The organism is Planomicrobium sp. YIM 101495 (genome assembly GCF_009707665.1).
In the GTDB taxonomy this organism is placed as follows: Bacteria; Bacillota; Bacilli; order Bacillales_A; family Planococcaceae; genus Planococcus.
In genome coordinates this window covers 658,153-675,442 of the sequence record NZ_WLZW01000001.1, presented here as the reverse complement: position 1 = coordinate 675,442, position 17,290 = coordinate 658,153, and the positions used below count along the sequence as shown (strand labels likewise).

17 protein-coding genes and 1 riboswitch are annotated in these 17,290 nt (G+C 48.8%); of the genes, 16 read left to right on the top strand and 1 reads right to left on the bottom strand.

The features are described 5' to 3' along the window. Positions 1-35 precede the first annotated feature (35 nt). From GIW82_RS03425 to GIW82_RS03375, 11 genes are all read left to right on the top strand, one after another. Positions 36-809, top strand: coding sequence for a segregation/condensation protein A (locus GIW82_RS03425; protein ID WP_154748494.1), 774 nt, complete (start codon positions 36-38; stop codon positions 807-809). Continuing rightward, positions 787-1,380: an SMC-Scp complex subunit ScpB gene (gene scpB / locus GIW82_RS03420; RefSeq protein WP_154748493.1), complete on the top strand. Its 594-nt coding sequence runs from the start codon at positions 787-789 to the stop codon at positions 1,378-1,380. Before GIW82_RS03425 ends, scpB begins: the two co-directional genes overlap by 23 nt. Positions 1,381-1,411: 31 nt before the next feature. Next, entirely contained in the window at positions 1,412-2,143 is a 732-nt protein-coding gene (locus GIW82_RS03415) for a pseudouridine synthase (protein WP_154748492.1), read from the top strand. A gap of 91 nt (positions 2,144-2,234) precedes the next feature. Next, positions 2,235-2,798 (top strand): thiol-disulfide oxidoreductase ResA, encoded by a 564-nt coding sequence (gene resA, locus GIW82_RS03410; RefSeq protein WP_154748491.1) that lies wholly within the window; start codon positions 2,235-2,237, stop codon positions 2,796-2,798. 12 nt (positions 2,799-2,810) lie between these two features. Continuing rightward, complete coding sequence (gene resB / locus GIW82_RS03405; protein WP_154748490.1) at positions 2,811-4,469, top strand: cytochrome c biogenesis protein ResB; 1,659 nt, start codon at positions 2,811-2,813, stop codon at positions 4,467-4,469. Then, positions 4,466-5,650, top strand: a complete 1,185-nt coding sequence (gene ccsB / locus GIW82_RS03400) for a c-type cytochrome biogenesis protein CcsB (RefSeq protein ID WP_154748489.1) — start codon at positions 4,466-4,468, stop codon at positions 5,648-5,650. The genes resB and ccsB overlap by 4 nt, the downstream gene beginning before the upstream one ends. 973 nt (positions 5,651-6,623) lie before the next feature. Next, positions 6,624-7,340, top strand: coding sequence for a response regulator transcription factor (locus GIW82_RS03395; protein ID WP_154748488.1), 717 nt, complete (start codon positions 6,624-6,626; stop codon positions 7,338-7,340). Continuing rightward, positions 7,333-9,114 (top strand): ATP-binding protein, encoded by a 1,782-nt coding sequence (locus tag GIW82_RS03390; protein ID WP_154748487.1) that lies wholly within the window; start codon positions 7,333-7,335, stop codon positions 9,112-9,114. The genes GIW82_RS03395 and GIW82_RS03390 overlap by 8 nt, the downstream gene beginning before the upstream one ends. A 45-nt stretch (positions 9,115-9,159) precedes the next feature. Then, positions 9,160-9,693 (top strand): RNA polymerase sigma factor SigX, encoded by a 534-nt coding sequence (locus tag GIW82_RS03385; protein WP_154748486.1) that lies wholly within the window; start codon positions 9,160-9,162, stop codon positions 9,691-9,693. Beyond that, positions 9,683-10,858 carry a hypothetical protein gene (locus GIW82_RS03380; protein ID WP_154748485.1) on the top strand — a complete coding sequence of 392 codons (1,176 nt, stop codon included), beginning with the start codon at positions 9,683-9,685 and terminating at the stop codon, positions 10,856-10,858. Before GIW82_RS03385 ends, GIW82_RS03380 begins: the two co-directional genes overlap by 11 nt. Positions 10,859-10,998: 140 nt before the next feature. Then, a riboswitch (FMN riboswitch) is annotated at positions 10,999-11,131 on the top strand. 146 nt (positions 11,132-11,277) lie between these two features. Further along, complete coding sequence (locus tag GIW82_RS03375) at positions 11,278-11,874, top strand: ECF transporter S component (protein WP_154748484.1); 597 nt, start codon at positions 11,278-11,280, stop codon at positions 11,872-11,874. Between the two features lie 143 nt (positions 11,875-12,017). On the opposite strand, the gene GIW82_RS03370 is transcribed toward GIW82_RS03375, so the two are convergent. Further along, complete coding sequence (locus GIW82_RS03370) at positions 12,018-12,269, bottom strand: ferredoxin (RefSeq protein WP_154748483.1); 252 nt, start codon at positions 12,267-12,269, stop codon at positions 12,018-12,020. A gap of 103 nt (positions 12,270-12,372) precedes the next feature. On the opposite strand from GIW82_RS03370, the gene GIW82_RS03365 reads away from it, so the two are divergent. The 5 genes from GIW82_RS03365 (at position 12,373) to GIW82_RS03345 (ending at position 17,270) form a co-directional block, all read left to right on the top strand. After that, the gene (locus GIW82_RS03365) at positions 12,373-13,398 is read left to right on the top strand and encodes a YpbB family protein (RefSeq protein WP_154748482.1); all 1,026 of its coding nucleotides are present in this window, start codon (positions 12,373-12,375) and stop codon (positions 13,396-13,398) included. Next, positions 13,395-14,819: a RecQ family ATP-dependent DNA helicase gene (locus tag GIW82_RS03360; RefSeq protein ID WP_154748481.1), complete on the top strand. Its 1,425-nt coding sequence runs from the start codon at positions 13,395-13,397 to the stop codon at positions 14,817-14,819. The genes GIW82_RS03365 and GIW82_RS03360 overlap by 4 nt, the downstream gene beginning before the upstream one ends. A gap of 79 nt (positions 14,820-14,898) precedes the next feature. Next, the gene (locus tag GIW82_RS03355) at positions 14,899-15,633 is read left to right on the top strand and encodes a LysM peptidoglycan-binding domain-containing protein (protein WP_195913930.1); all 735 of its coding nucleotides are present in this window, start codon (positions 14,899-14,901) and stop codon (positions 15,631-15,633) included. 72 nt (positions 15,634-15,705) lie between these two features. Then, a complete protein-coding gene (locus GIW82_RS03350; protein WP_154748479.1) occupies positions 15,706-16,335 on the top strand; it encodes a CBS domain-containing protein in 630 nt (209 codons plus the stop codon). A 170-nt stretch (positions 16,336-16,505) separates the two neighbouring features. Next, positions 16,506-17,270, top strand: coding sequence for a metallophosphoesterase (locus tag GIW82_RS03345; RefSeq protein WP_370455986.1), 765 nt, complete (start codon positions 16,506-16,508; stop codon positions 17,268-17,270). Positions 17,271-17,290 lie beyond the last annotated feature (20 nt).

The following is a 17,290-nucleotide window of genomic DNA, read 5'->3' as shown; positions in this document are numbered from 1 at the left end:
TGTTAAGTATCTTTTTAAAGTCAGGTGGAAATGGTATGTCTTATGAAGTGAAAGTGGAGGCGTTTGAAGGGCCTCTAGATTTATTATTGCATTTAATCCAGCGTTTGGAAATCGATATTTACGATATTCCGGTTTCGGAAATCACTTCACAGTATATGGAACATATCCGCGCGATGCAAGTTTTGGAATTGAATGAAGCGAGCGAATATCTCGTAATGGCTGCTACGCTACTCGCAATCAAGAGCAAAACGTTGCTGCCGGTGCATGAATCTGAAGAGGATGAATTCGATTATGAATATGTGGAAGAAGACCCGCGGGAACAACTGATTTCACGGCTTGTGGAATACCAGCGATTCAAGCAGGCAGCTGTCGGGCTGCAGGAGCTCGAGGCGGAGCGGGCGGCCATCTTCACGAAAGCCCCGATGGATTTATCGGCGGTCCAGCCGCTGGAAGCTTTTGAAGAACACGATATGGACGTTAATGTTTACGATATGCTCGCAGCATTCCAGAAACTCTTGAGACGGAAACAGCTGAAGTCTCCACTATCGACGCGTATTGCGCGACAGGAAATCTCGATCAAGGACCAAATGACATCGATTGTCGGAAGGCTCAAGGAACGGAATGGACGAACGAATTTTTCCGAACTCTTCGATTCAATAGAACGCTCGGTGCTTGTCGTGTCATTTTTATCGGTTCTCGAATTGATGAAGCGACAGGTGATCCATGTCGAACAGAAAGGTAATTTCACGGATTTGATGGTGGAATTAAGGAAGGATGAGTGGGAAGATGAAGACATCACTTTCGAGTAAAATCGAAGCACTTCTTTTTGTTGCCGGTGATGACGGATTGACGATCAAGCAATTGTCTTTCCTGACTGAATCGGACGAACAGGAATTGAAACGGCATCTCGGACTGCTGGAAGGGAAATACGACCAGAACGACAGCGGCATCATGCTGAAGCAATTGGCGGGTGTCTACCAGCTCGTGACGCGTCCTGAGATGGCGGACACCGTCCAGAAGCTTGCGGATAACCCGACAGCTCAAGCATTGTCGCAGGCTTCCCTGGAAGTCTTGTCGATCATCGCATACAAGCAGCCGATCACCCGTGTCGAAATCGAGGATTTGCGCGGCGTGAAAAGTGAAAAGGCGCTGCACACATTAAGTGCAAAAGCGCTTGTGCAGGAAGTGGGCCGCGCCGAACGGACGGGACGCGCGATCCTTTACGGCACGACAAAGGAATTCTTGGACTACTTCGGCCTCCAAAGCTTGAAAGAGCTACCGCCGTTGCCACAGGAAGCGGCATATGAAGAAGAGCAGGAAACAGATTTGTTCATGACCAAGCTGCAGGAAACATTCAAAAAAGAACCAGTCAAAGTTTGAGGACGACCAATAAAGAAGAGAAGGTGCTTATATGGAGAGATTACAGAAAGTGCTGGCACACGCCGGCGTCGCTTCGCGAAGAAAAGCTGAACAGATGATCCAAGACGGGAAAGTCCGGGTCAACGGGGAAGTCGTCAAGGAACTGGGCGTAAAAGTATCCGCAAATGACAAGATCGAAGTCGAAGGCGTACAATTGGAGAAAGAAACGAAAGTGTATTACCTCTTCTACAAACCGCGCGGCGTCATTTCCGCTGTGTCTGACGACAAGAACCGTAAAGTGGTCGCTGATTACTTCCAGCACATCGAACAGCGTGTCTATCCGGTAGGACGTCTTGATTATGATACGTCCGGCTTGATCCTCATGACCAATGACGGGGAATTCGCACACATGCTTACACACCCGAAATTCGAAATCGAGAAAACATACGTGGCCCGTTTGAAAGGCATCCCGAAGCGAGAGGAATTGCAGAAGCTCGAGCGCGGCATCAAACTGGAAGACGGCATGACGGCACCGGCAAAAGTGAAAATGCTGTCATCCGAGAAAAAACAGAGCAAAGCGATCGTCCAAATCACGATCCATGAAGGACGGAACCGCCAAGTGCGGCGAATGTTCGACGCGATCGGATACCCGGTCCAGAAGTTGAGCCGGGAGCAGTTTGCCTTCCTTGACCTGCGCGGCTTGAATGCCGGCGAATACCGGGAATTGACAGCGCACGAAGTGAAAGTCCTGCGTGTCCACGCGGAGACCGGCAAGCGCGGCTAACGTTCACAAACCCTTCAAAACTAAGGGATTAAGGGTGCTCGATCTTTGTTATAATGTTATTTGCATTCACCCCCTCAGAAGGAGGATAAACATGAGCGGCAACGATAAGAATACGAATAAACGCAACAAAAAACGCAATAGGACCATCATGCGGACGGCGATCATGGCACTTCTCGTGGCAGCAATCGGCTATACGATCTACAATAGTGCGACTGCTGGCGATGTAAGCGTCATGAAAGTTGGAGATAATGCACCTGACTTCACCTTGACGGATATGGAAGGGAACAGCCATAAGCTTTCGGATTACGAAGGGCAGGGCGTCTTCTTGAACTTCTGGGGGACTTGGTGTGAGCCGTGTGTCCGTGAGATGCCGGCGATGGACCGTCAATATGAAGAGTATAAGGAGCAAGGAATCCAAATCCTTGCCATCAACATTGCTCAATCGAATTTTGAAGTCCAATCATTCATCGACCGTTTTAACTTGTCCTTCCCTGTAACGATCGATTCGAACAAAAGCGTGATGGAAGCTTACAGCATCAAACCGTTGCCGACAACTGTTCTGGTCAATCCGGAAGGCAAGATTCAACGGATTGTCACTGGGGAGATGACGGAACAGGACATTGCAGGCTATTTGGAAGAAATCAGCCCGGAATAAGGAGTTTTTCTGATGGAAAAAGTTCAATGTAAATGTGGACACATTAACCCCGCAGGTACTCTTCTATGTGAGTCCTGCGGGCGTTCTTTGACGGAAGAGGGGCAAAAGGAAAAGCTGGTCGACATGCGCTATGAAGGGACGGCACGCCGCTCCCAGACTTATAACAAGTCGATCATCGACAAAACCTGGAACTTCTTCTCGAGCGTCAAGATCGGTGTTTCACTTATCGTCATCCTGCTCGTCGCAGCTGCGCTCGGCACTATTTTGCCGCAGGAGCAGTACGTACCGGTAGCCGAAAATGACGAAGCAGGATTAAAAGAGTATTATGGTGAAGTTTACGGCATCTTCGGTGATGTGTATTACTTCCTCGGGTTGCATGACTTGTATGATTCCTATTGGTTCATCATCCTTGTCGGCATGCTTGCGATTTCTCTGATCATCGCAAGTATCGACCGGGTCGTACCGCTTTACCGCTCGCTGAAAAATCAGCGCGTCCTGCGCCACCCGAGCTTCATGTCGAAGCAGCGCATTTATGCGAACGGTGCGGCAGCTGACGACAGTCTGGAAAAAGCAGGCGAAAAGCTGAAACAACTGAAATACAACGTGTCATTCGACAAGAATGGTTTGCTTGCCGAAAAAGGCAGGTTCTCCAGATGGGGCCCTTACGTCAACCATTTAGGACTCATCATCTTCCTCGGTGGCGTCATGCTGCGCATGGTTCCCGGCTTTTACGTCGATGAAATGCTTTGGCTGCGTGAAGGTGAAACACGCTCGATCCCTGAAGCACCCGGCTTTTATTTAGAGAATAAAGAATTCATACTGGAAACATATACGGGTGAGGGAGAAGAAGAGGTCTTCGGCCAAGCGATCGACCGCGTCGGAAACGTCGTCAAAACGTACCGATCGGATGTCGTTCTTTATAAGAACACTGACGATAGCGTACCAGGCGCAACCGATAACATCGAAGTGGAAAAAGAGTATTCGATCCTCGTGAACGAACCACTCAAGTTCGATGGCTATGCCGTTTACCAAATGGACTTCCGCTTGGATGAACTGAAAGCCATGTCATTCGCTTTGACGAACAAGGAAACGGAAGAATCGTTCGGCGAATTGACGATCGATCTGACGAATCCGGAAGAAGTATATGATCTTGGCAATGGTGCACGCGTCGAATTGATGGGCTACTACCCGGACTTCTCCGGCTTCGTAGACGGCGAGCCACAAACCGCAACACCGATCCCGAACAACCCAGGATTCTTGGTCGAGCTGTTCACGCCCGATACACCTGAAGGCGAAATCAGTTTCGTCTTGATCCAGAACACAATCGAACCGTTCGGCGACAATACACATAAGCTATCATTCCAAAACGTCGAAACACGTGATGTGTCTGGATTGACTGTACGTAAAGACCGCACTTTGCCACTACTCGGCATCGGCGGATTGATCTTCATGATCGGTGTTTGTCAGGGAATGTACTTCAACCACCGCCGGCTGTGGATTCAGCAGCAAGCAGATGGCACGGTCATTCTAGCAGGACATACGAACAAAAACTGGTTTGGCTTGAAGAAGGACCTGGATCAAGTGACTGAACATGCATCATTGCCAGCCTACATGGACCAGCAGGAAGAGTTAGAGAATCAAGAGAAAAAGGACGGTGACAACAAGTCATGAGTTTAGCCGATATTAGTTCGAATTTACTGTACGTTGCATTCTTCGCGTACTTAATCGCAACATTTGTCTTCGGGGGCGCAGTCAAAGGAAACAAACAGCGCACGTTCAAATCCGAGCAACGTTGGAGTAAAGTGGCATTCATCATCACCTTGATCGGTTTTGCTGCAAACTTAGGGTATTTCTTCACAAGATGGGGTGCAACAGGACACGCACCCCTGAGTAACTTGTTCGAGTTCGCTACGGCATTCGGCTTGACGATCGTCGGTGGATTCGTCATCCTGTACGCAATCTACAAAACACCGGTTCTCGGCATGGTCGTCTTGCCGGTCGCTTTACTGATAATCGCATTCGCTTCGATGTTCCCAAGCGAAGTCAGCCCGTTGATCCCGGCATTGCAGTCGCACTGGCTAGCAATCCACGTATCAACAACGGTTATTTCTGAAGGGATCTTGTCGATGAGTGCTGCAGCAGGAATCGTTTACTTGCTGAAAGTCGTCGACATGAAAACGAAATCGAAGAAACGTTTCTGGCTTGAAACAATGCTCTACGCATTGGTTGTCGTTGTCGGTTTCATCATCGCGAGTGTAACGTTCAACGTGATGGACTACGAAGCGGAATTCACTTACGTCGACAAAGACGGCAAGGACCAAGAAATGGTCTACAACTTGCCACCGGTCTTCGGAATGAACGAACACGTTTCATTGACAGAAGGCACAATGGCACCACTTGTTGAAATGCCACCAGTCATCGATGCTGGTAAATTGACAACGATCTTCTGGTCGTTCGTTTTCGGTACGGTCCTCTACCTGCTAATCCGGCTCATCACACGTAAACGTTTGGCAGAATTGCTGCAGCCGTTAGTGAAAAACGTCGACCTGCAACTGATGGACGAAATCGGTTACCGCGCGATCATCATCGGCTTCCCATTGTTCTCATTGGGTGCGTTGATCTTCGCGATGATCTGGGCACAAATCGCCTGGTCCCGTTTCTGGGGCTGGGACCCGAAAGAAGTATGGGCACTTATCACGTGGCTCTTCTATGCAGCGTATCTACATCTTCGTCTCGGTAAAGGCTGGAACGGCGAACGGGCGGCATGGCTTGGCGTGGTCGGCTTCGCAATCATCATGTTCAACTTCGTAGTTGTCAACTTGATCATCGCTGGCCTTCACTCTTACGCATAATCAAAAATGACTGGACTACGCGTCCGGTATGAATAAAGAGAAGCCGCTCCGATGTGGAAACATGTCGGAGCGGCTTCTTCTATCGTGAGGAAGATTGGAAATGATTTATGCGGAGTCCGGCTGACCTCCATTCCAGAGTTTCACGTGCTGGAGGAGCAAACCCGAGCCTCCTCGGTCGCTATCGCAACCTGTGGGGTCTCGGATTCACTCTAATACTCCGGCACGTTCACTCTTCCATTCTGGCTCAGCTCGTTCGAGAATTGTGGTTTATATAGAATTTCAGTGATTGGGATGATCCCAGCATAAGGTGCCTTCTTCTCGTTCTATCAGAAGGTGTCGGGTATTGGCGGACAATTTCAGGAAGTTTGTCATCTCAAATTCAATTGAGACTCGTGAGCATCTCGTCATATCTCATCAATTTTTAGTTGCAATGCGATGCTGGATAAGAAGGGATCCATACTGATGCGCTCCCGATAACTTGTACACACAAAATCATCCGAAAGCGGCGGCCTACGCAGTCAGCCGCCTAGGCATTTACCTCAACACCAACAGTAGAGAGAAATGAAAATTGTATCTCATCACCACCTCTCCCACAACACCCAGCGGAGGAGGTGGTTTGGACTGGGCGGAGGAAGAAGACGAGCGTCCTTCAGCTTGGCTTCTTCCGGGAGCCTTGTCCGCAGCGACGAAGCGGATTCTCACGCGACATCCAATATTCTTTTTCTCTCGCCAGATCAGAACATCGGCGGCCTACGCAGTCAGCCGCCCAAACATTTAACCCAACACCAACAGTAGAATAAAACGAAAATTCCACCTCACCACTATTTCTTCCGGGAGCCCTGTCCGAATCCCTGAAGCGAAGATTTATGAAACACTTGCCTTCACCCCAAAATCCACCCACAAGGCTATTTCTATTTATTTTTAAGACGCTTATCGGTACAATAGGTAAGAGAAGAAACTTGGAGGGATTCCGATGTCTGAAGAGATCATGGTATTGGTAGTAGATGACGAAGAAAGAATTCGTCGATTATTGAAGATGTATCTTGAGCGCGAAGGATATCTGGTAGAAGAAGCGGAGAATGGTGTGCAAGCGCTCGAACTCGCACTTGAAAAAGATTACCACTGCATCCTGCTTGATTTGATGATGCCTGAAAAAGATGGAATTGAAGTAGCGAACGAACTACGTGAAAAGAAAACTACGCCGATTATTATGCTGACGGCAAAAGGTGAAGAAGCGAACCGTGTGGAAGGGTTCGAATCGGGTGCCGATGATTACATCGTCAAACCGTTCAGCCCGCGTGAAGTCGTGCTCCGCGTCAAAGCGATTCTGCGTCGCTCATCTGCCGCTGCACAAATTTCCAACTCACCGGTTTCGAAAGATCTAGTCGTCTTCCCGCATCTGTCAATCGACCACGATGCACACCGTGTGACAGCGGACGGGACAGAAGTCAATTTGACACCGAAAGAGTACGAACTGCTTTATTTCCTGGCGAAATCGCCCGACAAAGTGTTCGACCGTGAACATTTGCTGAAGGAGGTTTGGCATTACGATTTCTTCGGTGATCTGCGTACAGTCGATACGCACGTGAAACGCTTACGTGAAAAATTGAACCGTGTCTCTGAACCAGCTGCCAAAATGATCGTAACGGTATGGGGCGTTGGCTATAAATTCGAGGTACCGAATGAATAGAATATGGAATAGTATTGTCGGGAAGCTATGGATCACCATATTGCTTCTCGTTTCCTTTGTCCTGTTTATCGTGACGATCCTGCTGCTCGAGTTTCTCGGGAATTACCACAGCGAGCAAGTGGAAGAGACGCTCAATCAGGAAGCAGCGGTCATCGCCCAGATTTTCAACGGGCACTATGAATTTGAGAACTCATTGGCGATTGTCGACGACATGCTCGGCGCAGAGACGAACGTTATCATCGCGGAGAAGCCGTTTGAGAGTACGTTTTTCCTACATGATGGCTTGAACGGGGAACGGGTGAGAGAGGCAATCCTGCAAGAGGAAGGTTTCCAAAAAGTATTCCAGACCGACCAAACCGTCATGAAAGAGATGCTATTGCCATCTGCGTCCAAGGAAGATGTTCTTGAGCCGTATATCGTTCTCGCGAGTCCGATCGATACGGGAGAAGCGTTGCACGGGACAGTGTTCATCTATCAATCACTCGAAGTGATGGACCGGACGTCAGAGCGTACGACGAATATCGTCTTCCTATCGGCGTTTCTTGCATTTTTGTTAACGACATTTTTTGCATTTTTCCTATCTACACGCATTACGCTGCCGCTTCGCAAGCTTCGTGAAGGAGCATTCGAGCTCGCAAAAGGGAATTTCGATACGAAAGTGAAAGCGTCTTCCCGTGATGAGATCGGCCAATTGGCGATCGCGTTTAATCAGATGGGACTTCAATTGAAGCACCATGTAGAAGTCATCAATCAAGAAAAAGAACAATTATCGAGCATTTTGACTTCGATGGCGGATGCCGTCATCACATTTAATCAAGACCGTACGATTTTACTGAGCAACCCACCTGCTGAGAAGTTCCTGCAGCAATGGCGTCTAGGAACCGGCGAGCAGACGGGAGAGCCGTTGCCGCCGGAGATTGGACACATGCTGGACCACGTTCTTTCCTTCGAGGAAGAGGTCGAGGAGGAGCTGGAGATGGGCGGGAACTATTACGCCGTGTCGATCAGCCCGCTTTACAGCAAAGCGTCGATTCGCGGAGCCGTTGCGGTTCTCTACAACTTAACAGAACAGCATAAATTAGAAAAACTGCGGGAAGACTTCATCGCGAACGTCTCCCATGAGTTGCGTACACCAATCGCGATGCTGCAAGGATACAGTGAAGCGATTCTCGACGACATGGTCGCGTCCGAAGAGGAACGTCATGAAATGATGCGCATTATTTACGACGAGTCACAGCGGATGGGCCGTCTAGTGACAGACCTCTTGAATCTCGCCCGGATGGAATCGGGCCATATGCGCCTCTACAAGGAAGACGTCCAACTGAACGGATCACTCGAACGCATGACAACGAAGTTTTACCAATCGGCAAAAGAAGAGGGGATTGAATTGTCGTTCGATTCACATCTGACGGACTGGGCAATCGCCGAAATCGACGAGGACCGCGTCGAGCAAGTCATTACGAACTTGATCGATAATGCAATCCGTCACACACCGGAAGATGGGAAAGTGAAAGTCGAAGTCGAGCAAGAAGGCGACTATGCGAAAGTTTCCATTCGCGACACAGGACCGGGAATTTCCGGTAAAGACTTGGAATTCGTTTTCGAACGGTTCTATAAAGCGGATAAAGCGAGAACACGCGGAAAAGGCGGCACGGGCCTCGGACTTGCGATTGCAGCGAATATCGTGCAAGCGCATGGCGGAAAAATCAGTGTCGAAAGTGAAGAAGGGGTAGGCTCGACATTTTACTTCCTCTTGCCGTTGAAAAATATGTAACTTTTTGCGAAGCTGCACAACTAATCTATTGAACGGGGGGAGTAGATGGACGACTCCGTTTTTCATCGATTGTATGACTATTATCACCGCGACGTCTTCCAGTTTCTCGTCTATCTCATAAAAGATAGGGAGACGGCGGAGGATTTGATGCATGAAGTATATATTAGGGCATTCCGCGCATTCGACCGATTCGAAGGGAAAAGCACAGAAAAGACATGGCTATTTTCGATTGCCAAAAACGTCTCGATCGACCACTTCCGGAAGATGGCCGTCCGCCGCAAACGCGCAGTCGCCAATTTCGATTGGGAAACCGAGCAGCTCGTATCTTCGGAGCGGCTGCCGGAAGAAGTGTCGGCATTGAATGAGGACAAGATCATGCTTTATCGTGCGCTCGATGCGTGCACCGGTGATCAGAAGATGGTCATCATCATACGCTTTTTCCAAGATCTATCGATTGCGGAGACTGCTGATGTGCTCGACTGGACCGAGTCGAAAGTGAAGACGACGCAACACCGGGCCATCAAAGCATTGCGTGAAAGGATGAATGCGCTTGAAAGGGGGGAAGAGCATGGCAGATAAATGGGATGACGACAAGATCGAAAGACTATTGAACGATTTCCCTGACATCGAAGACGACCGGACGAAAGAACAAGTGCATGCCAAGCTCTTTCCTCCGAAGAAAATGAAGAAGCAAGTAACATGGCCGCGCTATTTGATTGCAGCTGTAGTGTTCATTGGAGCAGCTGGTCTGCTTTATGCGATGCTCACATCGAACACCTCGTTCGATCAGGCATCCGACAGTTTGACAAGCGAAGATTCGGAGAACGCTTCGACGGAGATGTACCACCAGGATGACGGAGCGGAAGAAACAGAATCATCAAGTGCCGACTCCGCGGAGGAAGCGGCCGAATCGAACAACACGGCAACTTCCATGGTGGTGGAAGAGCGGACAGCTGTATACGCTGACGACCTGGAAGGACGCATACCGTTCACGATCGGTCTGACGGAGAATGCAGTTGTCGTTCCTCTTACATTCTTGGTCCCGGGAGAAGATGTTGAAGGTCTAGGATCAGTGGAGCTCTATGAACAGCTGGCACCGCTGATCGATGAGACGGCACTTGGCTTTGACGAGTACCACCCGTATGCAGGTTCACTTGCAGCTGAAGGAGCAGCGATTGAACACAGGCTGCCGGACGATCATTCATATGATCTGGCATCCGCGTCAATCAATGTGTACTTGGAATCGCTCTTGGCGACGTTCGGCGAGGCAGAAGTGTTTCGCATCCTCGATACGGAAGGCGCACCTGCTGAATTTGACCAGGTTGGGCCGTTGGAAGACATTACACCGACAGATAGCGGGACGCCATTTTATCAATTCAAGTTAAACAACGGCACGCATTATTTCGTCCCGGACTGGAGTGGGGACTACGAAAGCGGTGCAGCGGCACTCGAGGCACTAGCCACGTCGCCGAATGATTTGCAGCAGGCGACCGTTCCGGAGAGTATCGGCTATTCTGTTCGCGAAACGGAACGGCAGCTGATTGTAGCATTCGATTCGTTGGATCTTGCATCATTGCCGTCTACTGACGTGATGCGCATGATCGAGAGCATGGCGCTGACAGCGGGTTCTTATGACAAAGAGCTGCTGTTTGAAGGGGTTGTCCAGTCGGACTGGAGCGGCTTTGATTTCACATCGCCAATTCCGATTCCTGTCGCACCGAACCGATTGGACTGGAATTCCTGAAAAAAATGACCCAATCTTGTGTAATAGAACAAAGAAATTTTGGCGCGATAAGAATAGTTTGAATAATGTTGGAGGAATGTGAGCAAACTTATTTACATTTCTCCTTTCTTATACTAGTATTAGGATAGAATAAAATAACGATTCATCTTCGGGGCAGGGTGCAATTCCCTACCGGCGGTAATTGAACACTGTTCATAAGCCCGCGAGCCGTAAAACGCAGGATTTGGTGAGATTCCAAAGCCGACAGTATAGTCTGGATGGGAGAAGATGGAGGTGCGATTGTGTCAGTTTCTTTAGAAACGAGACGCTTCTTAAAGCATGCTTTCTCTCCCTTAAACGTCTTTTCGTTTAGGGGTTTTCTATTGAAACGGCAGCAAATCAAACCTTTCTTCTGGTGAATCATATAAGGAGAGAGGAACATGAAGAACAAAAAGCTTCAGGCGATGATTGTCGTCGGCATGTTGAGCAGTATTTCTTTCGTATTGATGCTATTCAACTTCCCGCTGCCGGCACTGCCACCATTTTTAAAAGTTGATTTCAGTGATATTCCAGCGTTGATCGCAGCGATCACGATGGGGCCGGTTGCCGGCATACTCGTAGCATTTTTCAAGAACGTATTGGACTGGCTATTTGCTGGTAGTCCGACGGGCGTTCCAGTCGGCCATATGGCGAACTTGGTGACGAGTATCTTATTCATTCTGCCGGTGTATGTAATCTACCGGAAGATCGCTTCGAAAAAAGGCATTATTGCAGGACTAGTACTTGGTACGATTACAATGGCAATTGGGATGAGCGTCTTGAATTATTTCGTCTTCCTGCCGATGTACACGTATTTCTTGAACGTCCCTGCTGAAACAGGCAATGCATTGTTCACGACAATCGTACTTGGGATTTTGCCGTTCAATATCGTCAAAGGATTCATTCTGACTGCGATCACCTTGCTGATGTTCAATAGCATCCAGCCGTGGATCGAGAAGCAGCGTAATTATTACCGACCAAAAAGCCGCACCGTTTAATCGGCGGCACTCATAATAGATAGAAGACAGCGAAGCTGGACGGGTGCATAATGCATCCGACCGGCTTCAACTATTTTTCACGAAAAAAAGAGCCATTCCGTAAACCATGAAGACATGGCTTTTCCGGAATGGCTCTTCTTTTATCAGTCTTCGTATTTAAGCGGGTCGCCTTCAAATGACTCGTCTGCAACTTTGATGGAATCCGTCGGACAGCCTTCGAATGCGTCTTCCATGTCCTCCAGCAATTCGTCTGGCACTTCCTGGGTCCCCGTGTTATCATCTAAAATAACGAATGCAATCCCTTCGTCATCGTAATCATAAATATCCGGCGCTGCTGCTCCGCATGCACCGCAAGCAATACAAGTATCCTGATCGACAATTGTATATTTAGCCATTATGTTTCCTCTCCTTTATCTCCTTGCAAGTCGTATATCCACCGTATTCATTCTATAGGTCTTTCTCCGTTTTTTCAACAATTTAAAGCAGGAGGTGTTCGCAATGCTATTCAGTGAGTTGATTCTAGGCATCATGAAAAGCATCGACGGTCAGCGGACGGTCTCTTCTCCCTACCATCTACTCAAAGGCAAAAAATCCGGCCAGACCATTCAAGATGTCGGCTACTTCAATCTGCACGCCTACTTTGCACTGTTTCCGAAGCTTGATAAGGCGCTGTATGACCAAGAAATCGCGGCATTGGAGAATGACGGATTCCTCGTAAAAGGGACCGATATGATTCAATTAACAGACAAGTCGAGAACCGTTTTCAGTATGCAAAGTTGCTTGGATGGCTGGAAATACCGTGGCAAAGAGACCCTGTTTTTCAAGCGGTTGTCACTAATTGTTCAAACTTTCTCCCATGCCACACATAAAATCCGTCGTTTCGACCCGGTTCAGACCGAGGAAGACGTCCAGCGTTGGGTAAAGCGCTATTTAAGTATGATTTCCTTCCGTGAAGCTGGTGTTGCGGAATCTTTCAAGCAGGAGCTGTTCGCAAGCATGATCGCAGTCCAACTGCCGGATGCCGGAAAACAGGTCGTCATGAACCGTCTATCAGGCTTTCAAGTGAGCGGGCTCACATGGCTTCAGATAGCGACGTCAACCGGCCTGAAACCGCTTGATGTGCAATTGAGCGGTGTGGAGACACTCCACGGCTGGATGCGTGAAATCGAGCGCGGGAATTATCCGTTACTCCTGCCTTTGCTGGAAAATATCACACAGCAATCAGCAATGACCGAGTCCGCCGTCCACACGAAGCGATTGTTCGAGCAAGGGTTATCACTTGAAGAGATCGCGGTGCGGCGCACGTTGAAAACCAGCACGATCGAAGACCATTTCGTCGAGATGGCGATCAACGATCCTTCGTTCGATTTCAGGCCGTTCATTCCTGTTCCGCTTTATGAACAAATCATCTCCACGAGTAAGTTGACGCAGTCCAAACGCCTGCGGGATATAAAAGAGCATTTGCCGGAAGCTGGCTATTTTCAGATCCGCCTGGCACTCGCGACGCAAGGAGGAGCGAAATGAACTTGGAGCAAGTATTGCAAGAGACATATGGCTTCTCGGCGTTCCGTCCGGGACAGCGTGAAGTAATAGAAGGAGTGCTGGACGGCAAAGACGTCATCGCTTTACTGCCGACTGGGATGGGGAAATCTCTTTGTTACCAGTTTCCAGCCCGTTTCCTGCCAGGCAGCGTGCTGATCATTTCACCGCTCCTGTCGTTGATGCAGGACCAAGTCGCGCAACTGAAGAAGCTGGGAGAGAAGAGTGTTGTTGCTATCAACTCTTTTCTAAAGCAAGGTGCAAGAGAAGAAGTGTGGCGCACGCTCGGGACATACCGTTACATCTTCATCTCACCTGAAATGCTGGCGCAGCCGTTTGTCCGGCAGCAGCTCGCACGGATCCAGATTTCCTTGCTCGTTATGGATGAAGCGCACTGCATTTCTCAGTGGGGCTTCGATTTTCGGCCAGATTACTTGCGCATCGGAGATATGCTTCCGCATCTCGGCAATCCACAAGTGCTGGCATTGACGGCGACTGCTACGAAAAAAGTTGTCGCAGATATAAGGAAATACCTCCACATTCCGGAAGCGTTCCTTTACGAGCATCCGATCGACCGGAAAAACATTGTGTATGACATCAAAAAGTTCGACAGCCATAAAGACAAGACTGATTGGCTGCTCCATTACACAGATCGCTATCGTGGACCAGGTATCGTCTATGCGGGAACGCGAAAAAAAGCGGAGGAGCTTGCAGCCCTGATGATTGAAAAAGGGGAATCCGCCGCATTTTATCATGGCGGGATGGAGCAGCAGGACCGGATCTTCGTGCAGCAGCAATTCCAAAATGGAGAGCTTGAGTGGGTATGTTCGACGAATGCGTTCGGTATGGGTGTACACATCCCGGACATCCGCCACGTCATCCACTATCAATTACCAACGTCCATCGAAGGCTACGTCCAAGAAGTCGGACGTGCTGGAAGGGACGGCAACCCGTCACTCGCGACTTTGATGTACGCAGAAGGTGATGAAGCGTTGATGGAAAGTTTGCTTATGGACGAGCTGCCGACTGAATTCGAGATTCGGGCAATTCACGATGCGGAAAATCGTCAGCTTCTCGTCGATCAAGGAATCGTTCGCGAGACGGCGCTGCGGGTCGGTGCCTACTGGCTGAGCCAAATGACCATCGAGAAGACAATCGAGCAGATCCGCAAGCTGCAAAACGAAAAATGGTGGCAAGGACGAAAAGTCAGTGAGCTCGTAACCGGAGAAGGGTGCGTCCGATCCTATATTGCACAATCATTCGACCAGACCATACAGGGGAAACCATCGAATTGTTGTTGTTTTGAGGGAATCGATTACACCACTTTCGAGACAGGGACGAAGTCGTCTCCACAAGTACGGGTGGAAGGATGGCAAGCAAGGCTGGCGAGACTACTTCCAGACTGAGGGAAATTGCTTGGAACGTTTACAAATGGAACGAATTTCGGCATAATAGAATTATTAGAGAGGAATGGGGCAGTCAACTATGGGAAAACAAAAACAGCGTGAAATGAATCATAGCCAATTACAGGGTTCGGCTTCCGATAACCGGCACGTGCCTTCACGGGTAGCGAAGCGGAATTCTTCCGGGAAAAAGCCGAAGAAGAATCGGAACTTTTTACTGCCTTCTTTGTTTTTCATCTTTATATTGATTCCCGTGTCCATTCTCATTTACGTGGCATTCGTATATGAACCGGACGATATGCTACAGACTTCTGCGAATGAAAATGAAGTGAGCGTAGAGACAAATACGAGCCCATCCGGATCGGACCAGGTTGTGACCGAGGACGATGAAGAACAAGAAGAAACCAAACCCAAACCCGAAGCCGATGCTGTAGCGGAAGAAAATGCTGCGAAAGAAGCTGCAGCTAAGAAGAAGGCGGAACAAGAGAAGGTTGCCAAAGAGAAGGCGGAAAAAGAACAAGCTGCGAAAGAGCAAGCCGAAAAAGAACAAGCTGCGAAAGAACAAGCTGCGAAAGAGCAAGCTGAACGTGAAGCAGCAGAGCGTGCACAAGCAGAGAAAGAAGCACGTGAACGTGAAGAAGCTGAAAAGAAAGACCCGCCAGCTTCCCAGCGGACACATACAGTTCAAGCGAGTGAGACACTTTACCGGATCGCTGTGAATTATTATGGATCAGGAGACGCTGTTGACAAGATCAAAGCGGCAAATGGCCTGACTTCCAATGAGATCAGCGTCGGGCAAACATTAATTCTGCCATAAAAGAGGATTCGCTAAGCTTTAGATCGAATAGAGTATTATATTACCAAGAAATCAAAAGCAGAGGTGAATGGGATGTTTGTAAAAAGTGTCATGGTCAACAGAGAAAAAGTATACACAGTGACACCTGATGATCCGATCGAAAAAGGACTGGAGATTCTGGAGCGTTACACAGTAGATGCACTGCCGGTCGTCGAAGGGACTACCTATAAAGGAATCTTCACTTGGTACCATGCATACCGTGCATACTTTTACTCCGGGCAAACCAAAGAGGAGTTCAATGCATCAACGAAAATAAAAGACATTCTGGTCAATGAAGATGTTTATCTTGGCATCGATGACGTGTACGAGAAGGCACTTGTGGAAGTGAGTGACTTCCCGATCATCGCTGTTGTCGAAAACAGCGAGTTTCTAGGAATTGTTACACGCTTCGACCTGATGAACCAACTCCAAAGCGCATTCGGGATGAATCAAAAAGGCACGCGCATTACGTTCACGTCTGTCGAATCGGAAGGACGAATCGGTCGGCTTGGTGAAATCATCGAGAAGTTCAAGGAATCCGTCATTTCACTTGTGACATTCGACGAGACCGATAAAGTGGTCCGCCGCATTGTGTTGAAAATCAGAAAGAAAGATAATATCGCTCTCTTCGTCAAGCATCTGGAAGCTGCGGGGTTCCGCGTCCTGGATGTTTCAGAAGATTGACCTGCATCGTGAACGAATAAGGATCATCAACGGTCAACTGAAAGCAGATGGAGGTCGGGCGATACCTCTCCATCTGCTTTAGTTTTCTTGCGTGATGCACACTTCCTTTTCGTACAACTGGGTTGATACGTGAAGAAAACCGGTGATTATCGATCGAAAGGAAGCTTTATGTGAAACAGATATACCAATTGGGTCTGGCAGCTTCTACGCTGCTTCTTTTTATGGCCAAAAATGCATTTGATTGCAAGCGCCGCACGCATGAAGTACCACTTCCTGCAGTGAAACCATTCGAACCGATCGACCTCTTGTTCATTTCAGACATTCATCGCCGGAGAATTCCGGAAAAAATGATGGAAGAGAAAGCCGATGTAGTCTTGATCGGTGGGGATCTATTAGAAGGTGGCGTGCCGCTTGCCCGGGTCGAAGCGAACTTGAAAAAGCTTTCCCGTATCGCACCCGTCTATTTCATATGGGGAAACAATGACCGCGAGACAGATATCGAACAGTTGATGGATGTTTTCAAGCGCTGTGGCGTCGAAGTGCTCGCGAACCGGTCGGTCGAACTGGTGGGTAACCCGCATGTCAAACTTGTCGGAAACGATTATTTCAGGTTTGACCCAGACGGTCTCAAGCGGTCGTTTGCCGATGTCGCAGCAGATGACACGGTCATCTTCGCGACGCATACTCCGTTCGTCTTCGAGCAAGTGGAAAAGAAATACGCACCACATTTATTGCTGGCAGGTCATACACACGGCGGCCAGATCCGCTTCGGACCGTTCGGTATTTATGAAAAGGGCAGTTTCCGAAAGCGGAATGGCTTTGTGGAACTCGTCAGTAATGGATTCGGTACCACGCATTTGCATCTGCGTCTCGGAACGCAAGGGGAATATCATCTCCTGCATCTCGTACCGGAGTTGGCAGATTCACACATTTGAACTGAAATGAACTTAACTAA